Annotated in this window: 13 protein-coding genes; 1 reads left to right on the top strand and 12 read right to left on the bottom strand. The window is 62.6% G+C overall.

All coding sequences use genetic code 11. The features are described from left to right. Window positions 1-7: 7 nt before the first annotated feature. Window positions 8-685 (bottom strand): response regulator transcription factor, encoded by a 678-nt coding sequence (locus RI103_RS12575; protein ID WP_310812328.1) that lies wholly within the window; start codon window positions 683-685, stop codon window positions 8-10. 364 nt (window positions 686-1,049) lie between these two features. On the opposite strand from RI103_RS12575, the gene RI103_RS12580 reads away from it, so the two are divergent. After that, window positions 1,050-1,403, top strand: coding sequence for a DUF4148 domain-containing protein (locus RI103_RS12580; protein ID WP_310812329.1), 354 nt, complete (start codon window positions 1,050-1,052; stop codon window positions 1,401-1,403). A gap of 22 nt (window positions 1,404-1,425) precedes the next feature. Here RI103_RS12580 and RI103_RS12585 read toward each other — a convergent pair whose 3' ends face one another. The 11 genes from RI103_RS12585 to RI103_RS12635 form a co-directional block, all read right to left on the bottom strand. After that, window positions 1,426-4,632: a multidrug efflux RND transporter permease subunit gene (locus tag RI103_RS12585; RefSeq protein ID WP_310812330.1), complete on the bottom strand. Its 3,207-nt coding sequence runs from the start codon at window positions 4,630-4,632 to the stop codon at window positions 1,426-1,428. Window positions 4,633-4,645: 13 nt separating this feature from the next. After that, the gene (locus RI103_RS12590) at window positions 4,646-5,194 is read right to left on the bottom strand and encodes a GNAT family N-acetyltransferase (RefSeq protein ID WP_310812331.1); all 549 of its coding nucleotides are present in this window, start codon (window positions 5,192-5,194) and stop codon (window positions 4,646-4,648) included. A gap of 4 nt (window positions 5,195-5,198) precedes the next feature. Beyond that, a complete protein-coding gene (locus RI103_RS12595; RefSeq protein WP_409076941.1) occupies window positions 5,199-5,741 on the bottom strand; it encodes a GNAT family N-acetyltransferase in 543 nt (180 codons plus the stop codon). 43 nt (window positions 5,742-5,784) lie between these two features. Further along, entirely contained in the window at window positions 5,785-7,146 is a 1,362-nt protein-coding gene (locus RI103_RS12600) for a metallopeptidase TldD-related protein (RefSeq protein ID WP_310815229.1), read from the bottom strand. Then, complete coding sequence (locus RI103_RS12605) at window positions 7,146-8,582, bottom strand: TldD/PmbA family protein (protein WP_310812333.1); 1,437 nt, start codon at window positions 8,580-8,582, stop codon at window positions 7,146-7,148. Before RI103_RS12605 ends, RI103_RS12600 begins: the two co-directional genes overlap by 1 nt. Continuing rightward, window positions 8,575-10,242 carry a dipeptide ABC transporter ATP-binding protein gene (locus RI103_RS12610; RefSeq protein ID WP_310812334.1) on the bottom strand — a complete coding sequence of 556 codons (1,668 nt, stop codon included), beginning with the start codon at window positions 10,240-10,242 and terminating at the stop codon, window positions 8,575-8,577. Before RI103_RS12610 ends, RI103_RS12605 begins: the two co-directional genes overlap by 8 nt. Then, window positions 10,239-11,354, bottom strand: a complete 1,116-nt coding sequence (locus RI103_RS12615; protein WP_310812335.1) for an ABC transporter permease — start codon at window positions 11,352-11,354, stop codon at window positions 10,239-10,241. Before RI103_RS12615 ends, RI103_RS12610 begins: the two co-directional genes overlap by 4 nt. Continuing rightward, window positions 11,308-12,360, bottom strand: coding sequence for an ABC transporter permease subunit (locus tag RI103_RS12620; RefSeq protein WP_310812336.1), 1,053 nt, complete (start codon window positions 12,358-12,360; stop codon window positions 11,308-11,310). Before RI103_RS12620 ends, RI103_RS12615 begins: the two co-directional genes overlap by 47 nt. Window positions 12,361-12,368: 8 nt before the next feature. Continuing rightward, the gene (locus tag RI103_RS12625) at window positions 12,369-14,300 is read right to left on the bottom strand and encodes an extracellular solute-binding protein (RefSeq protein ID WP_310812337.1); all 1,932 of its coding nucleotides are present in this window, start codon (window positions 14,298-14,300) and stop codon (window positions 12,369-12,371) included. A 282-nt stretch (window positions 14,301-14,582) separates the two neighbouring features. Beyond that, window positions 14,583-17,327 carry a TonB-dependent receptor gene (locus RI103_RS12630; RefSeq protein ID WP_310812338.1) on the bottom strand — a complete coding sequence of 915 codons (2,745 nt, stop codon included), beginning with the start codon at window positions 17,325-17,327 and terminating at the stop codon, window positions 14,583-14,585. A gap of 303 nt (window positions 17,328-17,630) precedes the next feature. Further along, on the bottom strand, window positions 17,631-18,206 hold the full coding sequence (locus RI103_RS12635) for a cupin domain-containing protein (RefSeq protein WP_310812339.1): 576 nt from the start codon (window positions 18,204-18,206) through the stop codon (window positions 17,631-17,633). Between the last annotated feature and the right edge of the window lie 113 nt (window positions 18,207-18,319).

The raw sequence follows: 18,319 nt of genomic DNA on the forward strand, positions 1-18,319 counted from the left end.
GTGTCGCTCATGCGAGGATATAACCCGAGCCCCGCACGGTCTGGATCATTGGCGTCACACCCGGCGGGTCGATTTTCTTGCGCAGGCGCCCCATGTGCACGTCGATCAGATTGGTACCCGGATCGAAGTGATAACCCCACACCGCCTCGAACAGCATGGTGCGCGTAATGGTTTGCCCCGCATGGCGCATCATGAATTCGAGCACACGGTACTCGGTGGGCAGCAGAACGATTTCCTCGCCGTCACGCTGCACCTTGCGTGAAATCAGATCGAGTTCGAGCGGGCCAACGCGCAAGTGCGTTTCGAGTTGCGCGGCCGGCGTCTGACTGCGGCGCAGCAGCACTTCGAGGCGCGCGGTCATCTCTTCAGGGTCGAACGGCTTGGTCAGATAATCGTCGCCGCCGGCGCGCAGGCCGCGCACCCGCTCATCCACATCGCCCAGCGCGCTCAACATCAGCACCGGTGTCTGGATGCCGATGCTGCGCATGGTCGTCAGTATTGTCAGACCGTCCATGCCGGGCAGCATGCGGTCGAGCGTGATCACGTCGTAGTCTTCGCTGATCGCGCGCGCCATCCCGTCGCGGCCGTTGGCCACCCAATCCACGGTGAAGCCGCGGCTTTTCAGCTCACCGACAATTTCATTCGCGGTAATTTCATCATCTTCGATCGTCAGTACTCGCGACATGATCATTGCTTGCGCCGCAGCCAGCTCTACCGATGCAAGCGGCGGGCGCGACCGGTTATCAGTAGGTGGACATGATGCCATATTCGGCTTGCGCATTCAGAGCACGGGCGTGCGGTTCGACGGATGCCGGCGCTTCGCCAAGTGCCTGAGTGCAGATTACGCGCGGGCTGTTAGCCGGGGAATATCCGCTTCATGAAGAAAAATTTAGGTTCGCTGCAAAGACATCAAAACCCGGCAAGCCACACCGGGATAAAACAAGTTTCATGCTGCCGATGCCGCTCCGGTAGGGGGCGCCCACTAGTCTAATGTCAACCCGCAGCCCGTTTCGCGGGACGACCCGAACCCTCTTGTGGATGACATGAACATGAAGCTTGCAACGAAAACCCTGCTCAGCGCCCTTCTTCTGATTGGCAGTGCGTCGGCCATGGCCGCACCGCATCTCACGCCGCAGCAATGCAACGATTATCCCTTCACACCGTTGAAAGGCGAAGTGACGCACAAGCAGTTGATGCGCGAACTGGGCGAACTCGAAGCAGTCGGCTATCAACCGACCGCCGATGACGACGACTACCCGAACGAACTGCAACAGGCGGAACATAAGCTGCAGGCCGAGTATCGCGCGGACTGCATGCCGGCCGCGCCGAACGTGTCGGCAAGCAATGCACAGATGCCGACGAGCGCGGCGCCCATGCAAGCCGCGAATCAGCCGGCCGGTTGAGCACGGCGTTGGTGAAGCACAGTCAGGCGGTTGGCGATTCGTCGAATGATCCGCGTTCGACCGCGGCACGGCGCATCCGCCGTTGCTCACGCTTGCGATGCAGCTCCGCAAGCCGTCGCCGGCCATGCGTGAGCGATGCGACCGCATGGAACGCGACCGGCGCGAACACCAGCCCGAACAGCGTGGCAGCCAGCACCCCGCCGAATACACCCGTGCCAATCGAGCGGCGGCTTTCGGCGCCCGCGCCGCTCGACACCACGAGCGGCACGACGCCTAGCAGGAACGCCGCCGAGGTCATCACGATCGGCCGGAAGCGCGCGCCCGCGGCTTCGGTCACGGCGCGCGTCAACGGCAGGCCACGCTGGTACAGATCGCGGGCGAACTGCACGATTAGAATCGCGTTCTTCGCCGCGAGGCCGATCACCGTGATCATGCCGACCTTGAAGTACACATCATTAGGCATGCCACGCAACAGCACCGCCGCGACCGCGCCGATCACGCCGAGCGGCACGACCATCAGCACGGCAAGCGGGATCGTCCAGCTTTCGTAGAGCGCGGCCAGCGCCATGAAGACCGCCAGCAACGAGAGGCCGATCAGCAGCGGCGTGAGTTTCGCGGCCGCGGTTTCCTCGCGTGCCGCATCGACCCAGTCATAGCGCACACCGACCGGCAACGAAGCCGCGAGCCGCTCCATCTCAGCCATGGCCGCACCGGAGCTATAGCCCGGCGCCGCATGGCCGCTCACGTCGAGCGACGGATAACCGTTGTAGCGCGTCAGCATCACCGGGCCGATCGTCCACTGACGCGTCGCGATGGCCGAGAGCGGCACCATGCCGCCCGTCGAGTTGGGCACGGCGAGCGCGAGCAGATCGTCTTCGGTCATGCGCGTGGCGGCGTCGGCGGCGATCATCACGCGGCGCATGCGGCCGCCGGCCGGGAAATCGTCGATATAGGTCGAGCCGAAGGTGCTGCCCAGCACGTCCGAGATGCGATCGAACGACACGCCGAGCGCGTACGCTTTCGCGCGGTCGACGATCAGCTCGACGCGCGGCGCGTCAGGCAGATCTTCCGAGTGCACCGAGGCCAGCACCGGACTCGCCTTCGCCCGCGCGAAGAGTTGCTCGCGCGCGGCCTTCAGCGCGTCGAGCCCCACTCCGCCGCGATCCTCGAGGCGGAACACGAAACCTTCCGAATGTCCGAGTCCCGGCACCGAAGGCGGCAATTGCGCCTCGACGTTGCCGTCCAGAATCTTGTCGAACTTTGCGTTGAGCCGGTCGCGCAGCGCCAGTGCATCGATATCGCGCTGGCCCCAGTCCTTGAGTTCGACGAATCCCATCGCCACGTTCTGGCCACTGCCGGAAAAACTCCAGCCGATCACACTCGTGACATTCGCGATGGCGGGCTCGGCATGGAGAATCTTTTCCATGCGTTGCACGACAGCCAATGTGCGTGCCTGGGTGGCGCCCGCGGGCAATTGCACCATCACCTGCAACTGACCTTCGTCTTCGCTCGGCAGAAAACCACCGGGCATCTGCCAGTAGAGCACGCCGCATGCGGCGACCAGCACCGCGTAGACAGCCAGCATCGGGCCGATGCGGCGCAGCGTGCGCGCGGTCAGGCCGCGATATCCACGCGCGGCGCGATCGAAGCCAGACGTGAAGCGGCTTGCCGCACGCGCCGCGAAACCAGGAAAGCCGCGCCGCGCATCGCGTTGCCGCACCGATCGCGTCTGCGCCTTCAGCAGATTCGCGCACAGCGCGGGCGTCAACGACAAGGCCATGAACGACGACACCAGCATCGACGCGATCATCGCCACCGCGAATTGCCGGTAAATCCCGCCGACGCCTCCGGGAAAGAACGCCATCGGCACGAACACCGCCGTCAACACCGCCGTGACGCCGACGATCGCGCCGCCGATCTGCGACATGGCACGGCGCGTGGCCTCGCGTGGCGGCAAGCCCTCTTCTTCCATCACGCGATGCACGCTCTCCACCACCACGATCGCGTCGTCGACGAGAATGCCGATGGCGAGCACGAGTCCGAACATCGTGAACACGTTGATCGACAGACCGCACGCATACATGGCGAGAAACGCGCCCATCAGCGTGACCGGAATCACCACGGTGGGCACCAGCGTGTAGCGCAGATCGCGCAGAAATAGCCACATCACGAAGAACACCAGCACCACCGCTTCCGCGAGCGTGACAAGCACCTCGTGAATCGCGATCTGCACGAAGTGCGCATTGTCAAACGGGATTTCGATGGCGACGCCCGAAGGCAAGCCCTTTGCCAGCTCGGCAAGCCGCGCGCGAATCGCGTTCGACGTTTCCAGCGCGTTGCCGCGCGGCCCGAGTTGAATCCCGACCGTGGCCGCAGCCTTGCCGTTCAGGCGCGAGTAGTACGAGTAGTTGTCACGCCCGAGTTCGACCCTCGCGACGTCGCGCAGGCGCACAGCCGAGCCGTCGGGCCGCGCTTTCAGCACGATCTGGCCGAATTCGGCCGGCGAGATCAGCTGTCCTTTCACGCTCACCGAGGCCGTCAGTTGCTGCCCCGGCACGAACGGCGCGTCGCCGAGCGTGCCCGCCGTCACGGTCGCGTTCTGTGCGGCGATGGCGGCGTTCACCTCGGCGGCGCCGAGGCCGTATTCGCGCAGCTTCATCGGGTCGAGCCAGATGCGCAGCGCTTCGTCGGCGTCCCAGAGTTGGGCCGAGCCCACGCCGGGCGCGCGCTTCAGCTCGCGCAACACGTAGCGGCTCAGATAGTCGCTCAATTGCACGGAGTCGCGCGTGCCGTCGGTGGAACTCAGCGCGACCAGCATCAGGAACGTGTTGGCCGCCTTGAACACGCTGATGCCCTGCTGCACCACCTGCTGCGGCAAACGCGGCTCGACCTGCTTGAGCCGGTTCTGGATGTCGACCAGCGCGAGATCCGGATTGGTGCCGGGCGCGAAGGTCGCGTCGATTTCGAGCTCGCCCAGGTTGTCGCTGGTCGTTTGGTAGTACAGCATATTGTCGGCACCGTCGAGACTCTCCTCGATGATGCTGCCGACGTTGGCGTCCACGACTTCAGTCGAGGCCCCCGGATACATGGCGGATATCACGATGCGCGGCGGCGCAAGGCGCGGATACTGCGCCACCGGCAGTTGCGGGATAGCCAGCGCGCCCGCCACGACGATGGCGAGCGCGACGATCCATGCGAAGACCGGGCGGTCGATGAAGAAAAATGGCACGCAAAGAATCCGTTCAGATGGTCTGGAGGCGCGGCGCGTCGACGAGACGGGCCATATGCAGCACGTCGGCCAACATGCCGTCGCGCATGGCAAAACCGCGCGAGCGGCCTTCTTCGACAAAGCCGAACTTGCGATACAGCGCGATGGCCGGCGCGTTGTCGGAGAACACCGTGAGGTCGATGCGGCGCAAACCGAGCGACGCGTCCGCGCAATCGGTCAGCCCTTCCAGAAGCGCGGCGCCGACACCGCGGCCATGATACGCATCGTGCACGGCAACGCCTAAATGCGCGCAGTGCGCGCGGCTCGACCGGTGGACCTCCAACCCGGCATGGCCGACCACGCGTCCGTCGATAATCGCGCATACATTCACGCCGCCTTTGAGGCGCCGCTCGTACCACGCCGCGAGTTGTTCGGGACTGCGATAGCCGACGGACAGCGTGCCGCGCCGCACGCCGGGCAGGCTCATAATCTCGGCGAACGCATCCATGTCCGACGATTCGAGCGCGCGCACCGCAATACATTTGCAATGTTCGGCGTCACCAGGCAACCTTGTTTCTTTCATGGTCTTATTCCGCAGCGAGATGGACGGCCTGTGGCGGCGGCATCCACGGCGCCGGCTCGCGCAGCCGCGCCATGAAGAAGCAATCGATCAGCACGCCGCGACGCAATACCGCGCCGCGCTGACGCGCTTCGACCTCGAAGCCGAACTTGCGATATAGCGCGAGTGCCGCGTAGTTATCGGTGTAGACATGCAACTCGACGCGGCGCAGACCGAGCCAGTTGTCGGCGAGATCGAGCAGTTCGGCCATCAGCGCATCACCGATGCCGCGCCGCTGCCATGCGTCGTGCACGCCAATGCCAAGCGATGCGGCATGCGCGCGGCGCCCCTTTAAAGGTCTAAGGCTCGCCTGACCGACGAGCGTATCGCCCACCGTCGCCGCGATGGCGATTTCGGGCGCCTCGAGTTTTTGCAGGTACTCGCGCGTGCTGGCAATGGTCCGAAACGGAATCTGCGGATTGCCGTTCATCGCCGCGGGCAACTGGAGCAGCGCATGAAATTGTTCCGCGTCGGCCACGCGCAACGCGCGCAGCGTCAGGCCCTCGGGCAAGCTCTCAGGTTTTGAATCTGTTTTTATTGGTCTATCCATAGGCTTATAACGTCAATTCGAATGACCTCACCAGAATGCCCGGCAATTGCATGCCGCCCGTGGCGCGCTCGCCCCATGTCGAGTCGCTCAATAGCAGTTCGGCCTGCGCGCCGAGTTGTTCGAGTTCGCTGCCGAGCAAACGGTACAGGCTGTCGTCGAAACGCATGGCATCTAGCGGTGCGACGATTTCTCCATTCTCGACCCAGAACGTCGCGAAGCGCGTCATGCCGGTGAGACGGCAATTCATGCGGTCGGAGAAGTTCACGTACCAAAGGTTGCCGATGTAGAGCCCGGTATCGATCTTTGCGAGTACGTCTTCTTCCAGCAGATCGCCCGCTTGCATCGAGAGCGCGGCCGGCGACTCGCTGGCGAGCGCGCCGTTGGGCGTCAACCCGTACTCGCGTGCGCTGCGTGCGTTGGTCAGGCGTTCGGCGCTGCGGCCGGCCTCGATCAACGGAACACTGTCACGCAGGTAGCCGTCGTCGTTGAAACCTGGCGTGATGCCGAGACTCAGATCTTCGCTGACCGTGACGCGCGGGTCGACTACGACTTCTCCCACATGCAGCTTGTACAACTCGCTGCGTGAACTCGCCTGGGCGCGTGCGGAAAAGCCGCTCCATGCGGTGACGCCGAGCAGTTCCGCGAGCGCGGCAGGCGCGAGATAGGAACGGTAACGTCCCGGCGCCAATGCGCGCGGCGTGCGCGCGAGCACGGCAAGACGTGTCGCGGCTTGCTCGACTTTGCGCGCGAACACGGCATCGCTCCAGTCGTCGCCTGCGTAAGTTGTCTTGATCGCGCGGCCGCTCGGGTCGTACAGCGACCAGCTGAAATTGAAGTTGTCCACCTCATACCAGCCACGGCTGCCGTTCGTGCTTGCGAAGCCGCGCACGATCGTGCCGCCCGCATAGAAGCCCACGAAATCGAGCCCTTGCGCGCATTCCGCGACGATACGCGCGAGGCTGTCTGGATTCGGCAGCTTGCCGGAGCGCTGCGTCGTGCGCTGCCATTTCGACGTGTCGAACAGCAGATGCGGATCGTCCGCCGCATCGCGCAGACCTTCACGCAACGTGGCGAGCGCGGCGCTCACTTCGTCGAGATCCTGTTGCAGATCGCCGCAGACCGTCAGCGTGGAATAGGCCTGACGTGCGCCGTCGATCAGACGCAAAGTCAGCTTGCCTTGCGACACGCTACCGGTCTGCCGCACCTTGCCCGAATTGAAACGAATGAAGTCGGACTGCTCGCCGGCGAAAGAACTCAGCGTAGTTTCGCCGCCTTGCTGAAGACGCTCGATCGCATCGGCGAGCAAAGCGAAATGCCGCTCCCAATCCACCGACGTAGCGGCGCGCGAAGTGATGAACTGGCTCATCATGCGCCTCCGAACACGTCGACATCGCTGAACACGCAGGCCGGCGACGCATGGCCGACGCGAATGATCTGCGCCGGTTCGCCTTTGCCGCACATGGACGTGCCATACACTTCGCGCGTGCCCGCGTTGCCCACCGCGCTCAGGCTGCGCCAGAAATTCGCCGAAATGCCGCGGTAATTCGGCTGTTTGACGACTTGCGCGAGCTTGCCGTTCTCGATCAACTGGCCGAACTCGCAGCCGAACTGGAATTTGTTGCGATGGTCGTCGATTGACCAGGACGTGTTGGTGCGCATCAGAATGCCGTGTTCGATATTGCCGATCATCTCCTCCAGCGAACTCTCGCCGGGCTCGATATTCAGATTCGCCATGCGGTCGATCGGCGGCCGGTTCCAGTTCGACGCGCGCGAGTTCGCCACACCCGGCATGCGTGCGCGCTGCTGCGACAGCGCGCCGCCAAGCGGACGCTCCAGCACGCCGTTGCGAATCAGATACTGCTTGTGTGCTTCGGTGCCGTCGTCGTCGAATGCGTAGGCTGCCGCTTCTTCGCGCAGCTCCGGATCGAAGGTGACGTTCAGCAGTTCCGAACCGTAGCGATACGAACCGAACATGTCCTGCTTGACGAAGCTCCAGCCCGCGAAGTTGCGCTCGTCGCCGAGAATGCGGTCCAGTTCGAGCGGATGGCCAATCGATTCGTGAATCTGCAGCATCATCTGGTCGGGCATCAGCAACAGATCGCGCTTGCCGGATGGGCAGTTCGGCGCAGCCAGCAATTGCAGCGCCTCGTTAGCGACGCGCGCGCCCGAGCCTTCGAAGCCGAAGCGCGCCAGCACTTCCATGCCGCCCTGTCCGAGCGTGCCGTAGTTGCCGCCCAGCGTGCGAACCTGGGTATCGCCATTCGCGTGCGCGGCGACGCTCAGTTGCGGCATCACGAAGCGGAACTGCTGGTCGATCCGTACACCGTCGCCAGTGATGTAAAGCTGATCGGTGTGCGTGATCTGCACCGCTGCCACACGTTCGACAATCTTTGCATCGAGGTTCGCGCCCGCGCATTCCGCGCTGAGAAGCGCGAGCCATTCGGCGCGGCTCGGCAATGGGCGTTGCGCATTCGGCGACACGTACTGGCCGCTCGCAACCGGACGCGCGACTTCGCGATGGTCGATCAACGACAAGGCCGCGCTCGCCTCCGCGCGTGCGGTGGCGATATCAAGCGCCGCCTGCAAACCCGCCGCCGACAGATTCGCCGTCGCGGCATAGCCTGCGCCGGCGCCCACCCACGCGATCAGCATCGCACCGCGGTCGCACACCGTGCGCAGCGGCTGCGCGATGTCGTTACGGATCTCGTGGTCGTCGATCTGTCCATCGACAATCCGCAGCGACCAGAAGGCCGCGCGGCTCTTCAGCGTTTGGGCAGCCTGCGCCCAACGTTCGTCAATCATTGGCGTGTCCCGTATGAGTCGTGCCGGTGCCCGGCTCCGGCACGTTGAGCGACGAGGCCAGCAGCGACTGGGTATAAGGATGCGTCGGCGCATGCAACACATCGAGCGTGTCGCCGGCTTCGACGATGCGTCCCGACTTCATCACGATCACACGATGCGCCATGGCTCGCATCACCGCCAGATCGTGCGTAATGAACAAATAGCTTAGCTTGTACTTTTTCTGCAGATTTGTCAGCAGATTCAGCACCTGCTTCTGGATCGAGACATCGAGCGCGCTGGTGGGCTCGTCGAGCACCAGCAATTCCGGCTCGACCGCCAGTGCGCGTGCAATCGCAATACGTTGACGCTGGCCACCGGAGAATTCGTGCGGATAGCGCAGCATCGCGTCGGCGGGCATGCCGACCTCCTGGAGCAGACTGCCGATGCGCGCGCGCCGCGCCTTCGCATCCACTTCCGGCTTATGCACGGCCAACCCCTCGCCGATGATCTGCTCCACCGTCATGCGTGGCGACAGCGAGCCGAACGGGTCCTGAAACACGACTTGCATGCGCGAATACAGCGCACGGCGTGAGCTCGCCGTCCTGAGCGTGGAAAGCGGCAAGCCGTCGATATGGATATGACCGGCGGCCGGTTGTTGCAGCCCGAGCACGGTGGCCGCCAGCGTCGATTTACCCGAGCCCGATTCGCCGACGATGCCGAGCGTTTCGCCGCGCCGCACGTTCAGATCGACGTCATGCACCGCGCGGAATGTGGAACGCCCGAACATGGAGCGCCAGCCTTTCGCCGACGTGCGGTAGTCGACGGCCAGGCCTTGTACTTCGAGCAACCGGCGCGCGCCCTTTTCGACCGGTGCGAGCGCGCGTTGCGGCTCGCTGTCGAGGAGGCGCCGCGTGTAGGGATGCTGCGGATTCCCAAACAACGCCTCGGTCGTATTGGTTTCGACCAGCACGCCCTTTTCCATCACCGCGACGCGCTGGGCGAAACGCTTCACCAGATTCAGGTCGTGCGTGATCAGCAGCACGGCCATGCCGCGCTCCGCCGCTTCCTGCTCCTGCAACGAAATCAACAGATCGACGATCTGCTGGCGAACGGTGACGTCGAGCGCCGTGGTCGGTTCGTCGGCGAGCAGCAAACGCGGACGGCACGCGAGCGCCATGGCGATCATCGCGCGTTGCCGCTGGCCGCCGGACAACTGGTGCGGAAAGCTGTCGATGCGCCGTTCCGGCTCAGGAATGCCGGTGCGCCTGAGCAATTCGATGCCGCGCTCACGCGCCGCATTGGGCCGCAAACCTTCATGCAAACGAAGACTCTCCGCAATCTGCTTGCCGATCGTGAAGAGCGGATTGAGCGCCGTCATCGGTTCCTGAAACACCATCGCGACGTCGGCGCCGCGCAGGCCACGCATCTGGTGCTCGGTTTTCTGCAGCAGGTCTTCTCCATCGAGCAGCATGCGGCCGCTCAATTCGGCATGCTCGACGAGCCGCAAAATGGATAACGCGGTGACGCTCTTTCCCGAACCCGATTCGCCGACCAGCGCCACGCGCTCGCCGCGTGCGATGGACAGGCTGAGTTCATGCACGGCGACCTTGTCGCCGAAACGCACGGAGAAACGGTCGATTTCCAGCAACGGCCGGTTGATATGCACCTGAGTGGTCGTCATCGCGGACCTCCGCCGAAAGCCGAACCGCGCGAGCGCGTGTCCAGCGCATTGCGCAGCGCGTCGCCCATGAAGGTCAACAGCAGCAGCGTAATCACCAGCGCCGCAAACGCCGACATCGAGATCCACCATGCGTCGAGATTATTCTTGCCTTCCTGCAGCAATTCACCGAGGCTGGGTGTCGGTGGCGGTACGCCGAGGCCGAGAAAGTCGAGGCTGGTCAGCGAGAGTATCGCGGCGCTCATGCGGAATGGCAGGAAGGTAATCACCGGCGTCAAACTATTCGGCAAAACATGACGCCACATGATCTGCCAGTTGGACAGACCCATCGTGCGCGCCGCCTTGACGTAATCGAGCGAACGGTTGCGAAGAAACTCGGCGCGTACGTAATCGGACAGAACGAGCCAGCCGAACATCGACAGCAGAATGAAGAGCAGCCACAACGTGGGCTCGAAGATCGACGCGAAGATGATCAGCAGGTACAGGTCAGGCATCGAACTCCAGATTTCGATCAGACGCTGGCCGATCAGATCGGTGCGCCCGCCGTAAAAGCCCTGCACCGCGCCGGTCAGCACGCCGACCACGACACCGGACACCGTGAGCGCCAACGCCATCAGCACCGACAGGCGGAAGCCGTACAGCAGCCGCGCCAGCACGTCGCGCCCGAACTGGTCCGTGCCGAGCCAGTTGCTCGTGGTAGGCGGAGCCGGATAAGGATGCGCGGCGAAGTAGTCGATCGTGTCGTAGTGGAAATGATTCGGCGGATAGATCGCAAAGTTGCCGTTCGATTCGAGCCGCGAACGGATATACGGATCGAGATAGTTCGCACGCGCCGGAAAATCGCCACCGAACAGCGTCTCCGGATAGTCCTTCACGATGGGGAAATAGTAGTGTCCGTCGTAACGCACGAGCAACGGACGATCGTTGGACAACACCTCGCCGAGCAGGCTGATGGCGAACAGGGACACGAAGATCACGAGGCTCCAGTAGCCCAGACGCTGCTGCCTGAAGCGCCGCCACGTACGCCGCCACGGAGACGGCGACGCCGCGTGCGCCGCGCCGGCCGCGTCAGCGGTCCAGGCGGTTGAATTGGATGCGGGGGTCGACGAGGACATAGCAGACGTCAGCAATGAGTTTGGTTACGAGGGCAATCAGCGTGAACAGAAACAGCGAACCGAGCACGACCGGGTAGTCACGGCGAATCACGGAGTCGTACGACAGCTGGCCCATGCCGTCGAGCGAGAACAGCGTTTCGATCAGCAGATTCCCGTTTAGAAACGCGCCGACGAAAGCCGCCGGCAAACCGGTGAGCAGCGGAATGGCGGCGTTGCGAAGCACATGTTTCCACAGCACGTCGCGCTCCGGTGCGCCCTTGGCGCGCGCGGTCAGCACATACTGCCGGCCGATTTCCTCCAGAAACGTGTTCTTCGTCAGAATGGTGACGATCGCGAAGTTGCCGACCACCGACGCCGTGACCGGCAACACGATGTGCCACAGATAGTCGAGCACTTTGCCAAACGCGCTGAGATCATTGAAGTTATCCGACGTGAGGCCGCGCATCGGAAACACCTGCCAGAACGTGCCGCCGCCGAATAACATCAGCAGCAATACGCCGAGCACGAAGCCGGGAATGGCATAGCCCGCGAGCACCAGCACGCTCGTGACGGTGTCGAAACGCGAGCCGTTGCGCACCGCTTTCGCGATCCCCAACGGCACCGATATCAGATAGGTGAGCAGCACCGTCCACAAGCCGAGCGTGATCGACACCGGCAGCTTCGATTTGATGACGTCCCACACGCTGTCGTGCTGATAGTAGGACTCGCCGAGGTCGAACGTCGCGTAGCGCTTGAGCATCAGCAGATAGCGTTCGAGCGGCGGCTTGTCGAAGCCGAACTGCTTCTTGATCTGCTCGATCTGCTGCGGATCGACACCCTGGCTGCCGTGATAACCGCCGCCGCCCGCGCCCGCCTCTCCGCCACGGCCGCCGCCGTGGCGGAGTTGCGTCATCACCTGTTCGACCGGCCCACCCGGCACGAACTGCGTGACGACAAAGGTCAGCGTGACCACGCCGAGCAGGGTCGGCACCATCAACAACAATCGTCTGAGAATGTAGGCAAGCATGCTGTGCCTCAGTGGGCCGTGGCGGCCGTGGCCGCGGTGGAAGATGCGGTCTGGGCGGCCGGCGTTTTCGTGTACCAGTAGTCGATCACCCAGTCTTCGTATTGATACGACATCGGCACTTTGTCCGGGTGACCGAGCGTCGACTTGTAGCCGATTCGCGCGCCCGGCGCGTAATACTCCGGCACGAGGTAAAACGAATAGATCAGCACGCGATCCAGCGCGCGGGTCGCCGCTTGCAGGTCGTCGAGATTGTCGGCGGAGAGTGCTGAGTGAATCAGCGAGTCGACCGCTTTGGAGCGGATGCCCGGATAGTTTTCCGAGCCGATTTCCGACGCCGCCGCGCTGCCAAAGCGGCGTGTCAATTCCGCGCCGGGAATCGTCACCGGTGGATAGATGAAGGTGGTCATATCGTACTCGAAGTTATCCAGCCGCTTCTGGTACAACGCGCTGTCGATCTCGCGCATATGTGCCTGAATGCCGAGCATGCCGAGGGCCTGCATGTACGGCAGGATCAGGCGGTCCATGCCGGGCTGATCGTCCATGATCTCGATCGTCATCGGCGTGCCGTTGGCGTCGCGCAAAGCGCCATCGCGATAGTGCCAGCCGGCTTGCGCCAACAGATCGCGCGCCGCGCACAAGTTGCCGCGCAAGGAATCCGGTGCAATCGTCGTGGGTTGCTTGAGCATGGGACCGAACACTTCCGGCGGCACGCTGGCTCTCAATGGTTCAAGCAGCGCCAGTTCCTTCGGGCCGGGCATGCCGGTCGCGCCGAACGGACTCGCCGCGAAATAGCTGCTGGTGCGCCGGTATTGACCGTAAAACATCATGCGGTTCATCCAGTCGTAGTCGAATGCCATCGTCAACGCGTGACGCACGCGCGAGTCCTGAAACATCGGCTTGCGCAGATTCATCAGCATGCCTTGCATCTGCGCGGGGCCGTCGGCGAACTCTCCCCTCTTCAGCAGTCCATTGTCGAAGTTCTTGCCGACGTATTTACGCGCCCATTGCGTTGCGCTGTATTCGACGATCGCGTCGGCGTCGCCGGCCTTGAACGCTTCCAGTTGCGTGTAATGATCGCGATAGAGTTTGAATGTGATGCTCGCGAAACGGAACATGCCACGCCGCGACGGCAGATTCGCGGCCCAGTACTCGGGGTTGCGCCGATAGGTGATCTGCTTGTCGTTCTTGCGCGACTCGATCAGATACGGACCGCTCGCGACAGGCGGCTCGTTCGCGATCTGGTCGAACGGTAGGCGTGTGCCGTCCGCGCGCATGCCCCACTTCGGCGAGAAGATCGGCAGATCGCCGGCGATCAGCGGCGCGTCGCGCTCGGCGTGCCTGAAAACGAAGCGGATCGTGTTTTTGTCGACTACGGTCGCGCTTTTGATGACTGAGAACTGCGCGTTGAAGAGCGGCGAGGCCTTCGGGCTCGTCAATGTGTCGAACGAGTATTTGACGTCGGCCGCAGTGATCGGATCGCCATTCGAAAAGCGCGCGGCGGGATTGATGTGGAAGGTGGCCGAACCGAGGTCCGGCGCGACTTCGACATCGTCGGCAATCAGCGGATACTCGGTGGCCAGTTCGTCCCAGCTGCGCTGCATCAGCGTATCGAACATCAGATGCAGGATGTCCGGCGCGGGCGCGCCGCGCACGAGAAACGGATTCAGCGAATCGTAGCTCTGCAGTTCATCGAAGTTCTGGAAGCTGAGTTTGCCGTCGCCCGGTGCGGTGGGATCCGCATAGTCGAAGTGCGTGAAGCCGGCGGGATATTTGGGCTCGTCGTATTGCGCAATCGAGGGCCGCGCCTGCGCGCAGAACGCGCTCAATGCCAGACACGCACCAGCGCACAGCGCGATTCGCGCGACGGTGCGACGCCGCGGCACGGGCGCAGTCGCTGCCGTCCGCATGGTGCGAGGCCAGTGAAACTTCACAAGTCTCATCTTCGGAATGCTTAGGGACGCGCGCCGGCATCAGGCCGGCGCGCGGTAAATCGGATAGGCGCGAGTGACGGCCCGACGCCGTCGCTCCCGTAACTTCCCCCGTTGGCGCCGCACTGCTGATTACTGGCCGCCGTCGCTCGCTGTGATCTCGAACGAGCATTGTGCACGGGAAACTGCAAAGTACTTCTCTAACAGAATTGCGCCGCTCCAGTACCGATGCACGGAAACCGGAGCGGTCGACCGGCTGGACAGACAGCCGGTGCATCACCAACATCAATGACTTCAGAAGCGGTATGTCGCACCGACCTGGAAGAAGCGGCCGATGTTGGTGTAAAGCGACTGGTCGTAGCCCGTGATATCCGGGGTGGCCTGCCACTCGACGTCGAACGGCGGCTTGCGATCGAAGATGTTGTTGATGCCGCCGTAGATCGTCCAGTTCTTGAAGCCGCGATACGTGGCCACCAGGTTGAACTGACTGTACGACGCCACCGACAGCGTGCCGCCGTCGCCGAACTCGGCCGCCACCGCGTTGGTGTACGGACCAGTGTACTGCCACGTCAGCGTGGTGGTCAGCTTGCGGTAATCCCAGGAGAAGCTGGTATTACCCTTCCAGCGCGGATTGGACGCGCCGAACGGCTGCAGCAGCGCGAGGTTGTTGCCGGCGAAGTCCTGCGTCGGCGCACCCGGGCTATTCAGCTTGAAGTGCCATACGTAGGCCCAGTCGCCTGCCAGCGTGAACGTGCCGTACTTCGTGCCCACCGACTTGCGGAAGTTCATGTCGAAGCCGTCGGTATCGAGCGAGCCGAGGTTGACGAACTGTTCCTTGATGTAGGCCACCGTGCCGTCCGGGTTGCGGATCACGCTCGACGGGTTATTCGCATCCATCACCGCGTTCGGATCCTGCGTGCCGATCACGCCGTCAATGTGGATCTTGTAGAACGCCGCACCGATATCCGTCGACGAATCCGGCGAGAGCTGGAAGCCGATGTTGTAGTTCTTCGTATGCTCAGGCTGCAGCGCCGGATTGCCGTTCACCTGTTCCGTCGTGAAGTGCTTGGTCGGCGTGCCGCTCGGGTCGTTCGGGTCGACAAGGTTCTGGTGGGCCAGATAGGTTGCCTGCGAGTTTTCGACCAACGTCGGGGCCCGGAAGCCGCGGCTATACGATGCGAAAGTCGTGAGTGCCTGCACCGGCTGGAAGCGCAATGCGAAGCTCGGCGAGAACGCACCACCGAAGTCGCTGTAGTGGTCGTAACGGCCCGCCTGCGTGAACGTCAAATTCCGGATGATCGGAATATCGACCTGATAGTAGACGGCGGCCACGTTGCGCTCGCCGTCGACCATCTGCACGTTGGCCGGCGCGGTAATCCCGAGCGCGCTATACGTGCGCGAGTTGATGATGTTGCTTTCGTGCCGGAATTCCGTACCGAAACCGACACCGACCGGACCACCCGGCAGGTTGAACAGGTTGCCCGTCGAGGTCTTCGCCGTGACGCTGTCGAGCTTCGAGATCGCCTGCTCGTAGTCGTTCTGGAACACGCCGTTCAAACCGTTCGGCGTGGCCGCCGGGTTCGAGAAGTTGAACACGCCGTTTTGCAGAATGTTCTCGACGCCTGCAACATTCAGCGCGTTGCCGTAGGTCGTGTCGACCGTGCTCTGCGAATGGCCGTAATCCGCCGACCAATCCCAGTCGCCGAACTTCGCCGTGGTGAACGAGCCCTTCACCCCGGTCATTGCACGCCAGAACGTCGACACCGTATCCGCCGACACGGTGTTCGGGAACGTGTAGTTGATCAGCGTGGGCACGCCGAACGGGTTGTACGGGTTGGTGCCCGAGACCGTGCGCGAGATCGGCAACGCCGAACCCGTGGCCGGGTTGAACGCGTTGGTCTGGCTGCTCAGCACTGCCGGACCTTCGTTCTGCACGGTTTCGTTGCGGCTCACCCAGAGGTCGGCATAAGCCTGCACATCGTCATTGATCTTGAAGGTACCGCGCACCTTCGCGTTCAGGCGCGTGATCGCCGGAACCAGCGAGGTGGTACTGGCCGGATTCGATTTACACGTGGACGCGCCGTTCGCCGACACGCTGCCCGGAGGACAGGGGTTGAGCGCCATGTTGGTGCCGTCGGCCGTGGTCCAGAACGACTGCTGGTTCGGACCGAGCGGACCCGCGAGGCCGCCCGGGAACTGGCTGAAGTCCTGACCCGCGGTCATGTCGCGATCGCCGAGCGACGAGCCGGTGTCGCGGTAGTAGCTTGCGGCGGCCGTCACGTTGAAGCGGTCGCCATTCAGATCGCCGATACCGCCGAGCACGCCGAAGTTGCCCTGCGCGTCGCCCGGATGCTGCGCCTTGCCGAGCTGGCCATCGATCTGCAGGCCCTGGAAGTCTTTCTTCGTGATGATGTTGACCACGCCCGCAATTGCATCCGATCCATACACCGAGACCGCCCCGGTCTTCACGATGTCGATGTGATCGATCATGTTGAGCGGGATCGAATTCACGTCGAAGAACGTATCGGTGAAGTTCACCGCCTTGCCGTAATTCGCCACCCGTTGCCCGTCCACCAGCACCAGCGTGTACTTCTCGCTCAAACCGCGCAATGCAATGCCGCCACCGCCTTGCGCGGAGCTGTTCATCGTCGTTTGGCCCCAGCTGCTCCCCGAATTCGCCGATGTGCCGCGCAGGAAGTCGGCCACGGTCGTATAACCGCTTTGCTGGATATCCTTGGCCGTGATGGTCTGAACTTCCGTATTGCCGACCTTGTCCGACGTGCGGATCAGCGAGCCGGTCACTTCAAATTTCTTGAGTTGCTGAACCCCTTTGCCCGCGGGCGCCGCGGTATTGCTATCCGCGGACGGCGCGGCGGTAGTGCCCGTTGCCGGGGTGCTTTCCGTCGTCGTCGCGCCTGCGGCAGTGCCGGTGGCGGCCGGCTGGCTTTGTGCAAACGCCGGTACGGCGATTACGGCCGACAATGCCAATTCAGCCCAGACTATTCTTCTAATGGCCAGCGCCAATGCCCTTTGTTTCATTTTTCCCCTTCTCGCTCGTCAATAAGGCCACAGCAGTATGTGAAGAGTGGTCTCGTGGACCGCTCTACTCGATATACGGCGATCTTGCGCCGCGTTCCGTTAAAGCAACGTCAAAATAAACCAGTGTCGGACTACTAATTTATTGCAATCGGAATGCGCAGCGCTTTCCAATTGATGCCATTTCTACTGCCACGCGAATGGCTTCCGCCATGCGGCGTCTTGTTGTCCCAAATCGCGGGTGCGCACTTAAGTAATGCTTACAAATATCGAGCGACTGCTTTTTCTAAAGCATGGCCTACGGCACTAAAACAATCTTGGCGTTCCTACCCACACGACCACTGCTTCTTCACGCGCGGTATTGGACCAGGAGTGCGGCACGGTAGACTCGTAATGCGCGGTGTCGCCCGCCTGCAATACGAACGTTGTGCCTTCCAACGTGAGCGAGATCTGGCCGCTCATCACATACAAGAATTCTTCACCGGCATGCGTCGTAACTTCCGACGGATTCTGTCCCACCGGCATCCTGACGAGAATCACTTCCAGCTTGCCGCCGACCGACAGATTCGTCAGCCTTCCAAATTGATTGGCGGTCCCGTCAAATCCGAAGTACTTCAACTCGCTTCCTCTACGCACCGACTTGTCTTCGGTCGGCGTGTCGACGAAGTACTGCACCGTGACACCCAATGCTCGCGCAATTCCGACTAGCGATGTAATCGAAGGTGTTGCGTGACCCCGTTCCACTTGCGACAGAAAGGGCTTGGAAATTCCCGCGGTTTTTGCCACTTCATCCAGCGTGCGACTGAGCCGTTGGCGCAGCGCGCGGATTTTGCTTCCTATAGAGACTGCAACGTGTGCCTTGTTATTGAGTGGCAAGACCATAGCAAGACAGAATCCCGTAGTCAAAAATAGTTTGATAGATGCAAATTATGTTTTATCGACCACGACGTTCCTCCTGGAATATCCCAGATATGCCTACTGAGATGCCGCCATGG

This window comes from Paraburkholderia sp. FT54, from assembly GCF_031585635.1.
In the GTDB taxonomy this organism is placed as follows: Bacteria; Pseudomonadota; Gammaproteobacteria; order Burkholderiales; family Burkholderiaceae; genus Paraburkholderia.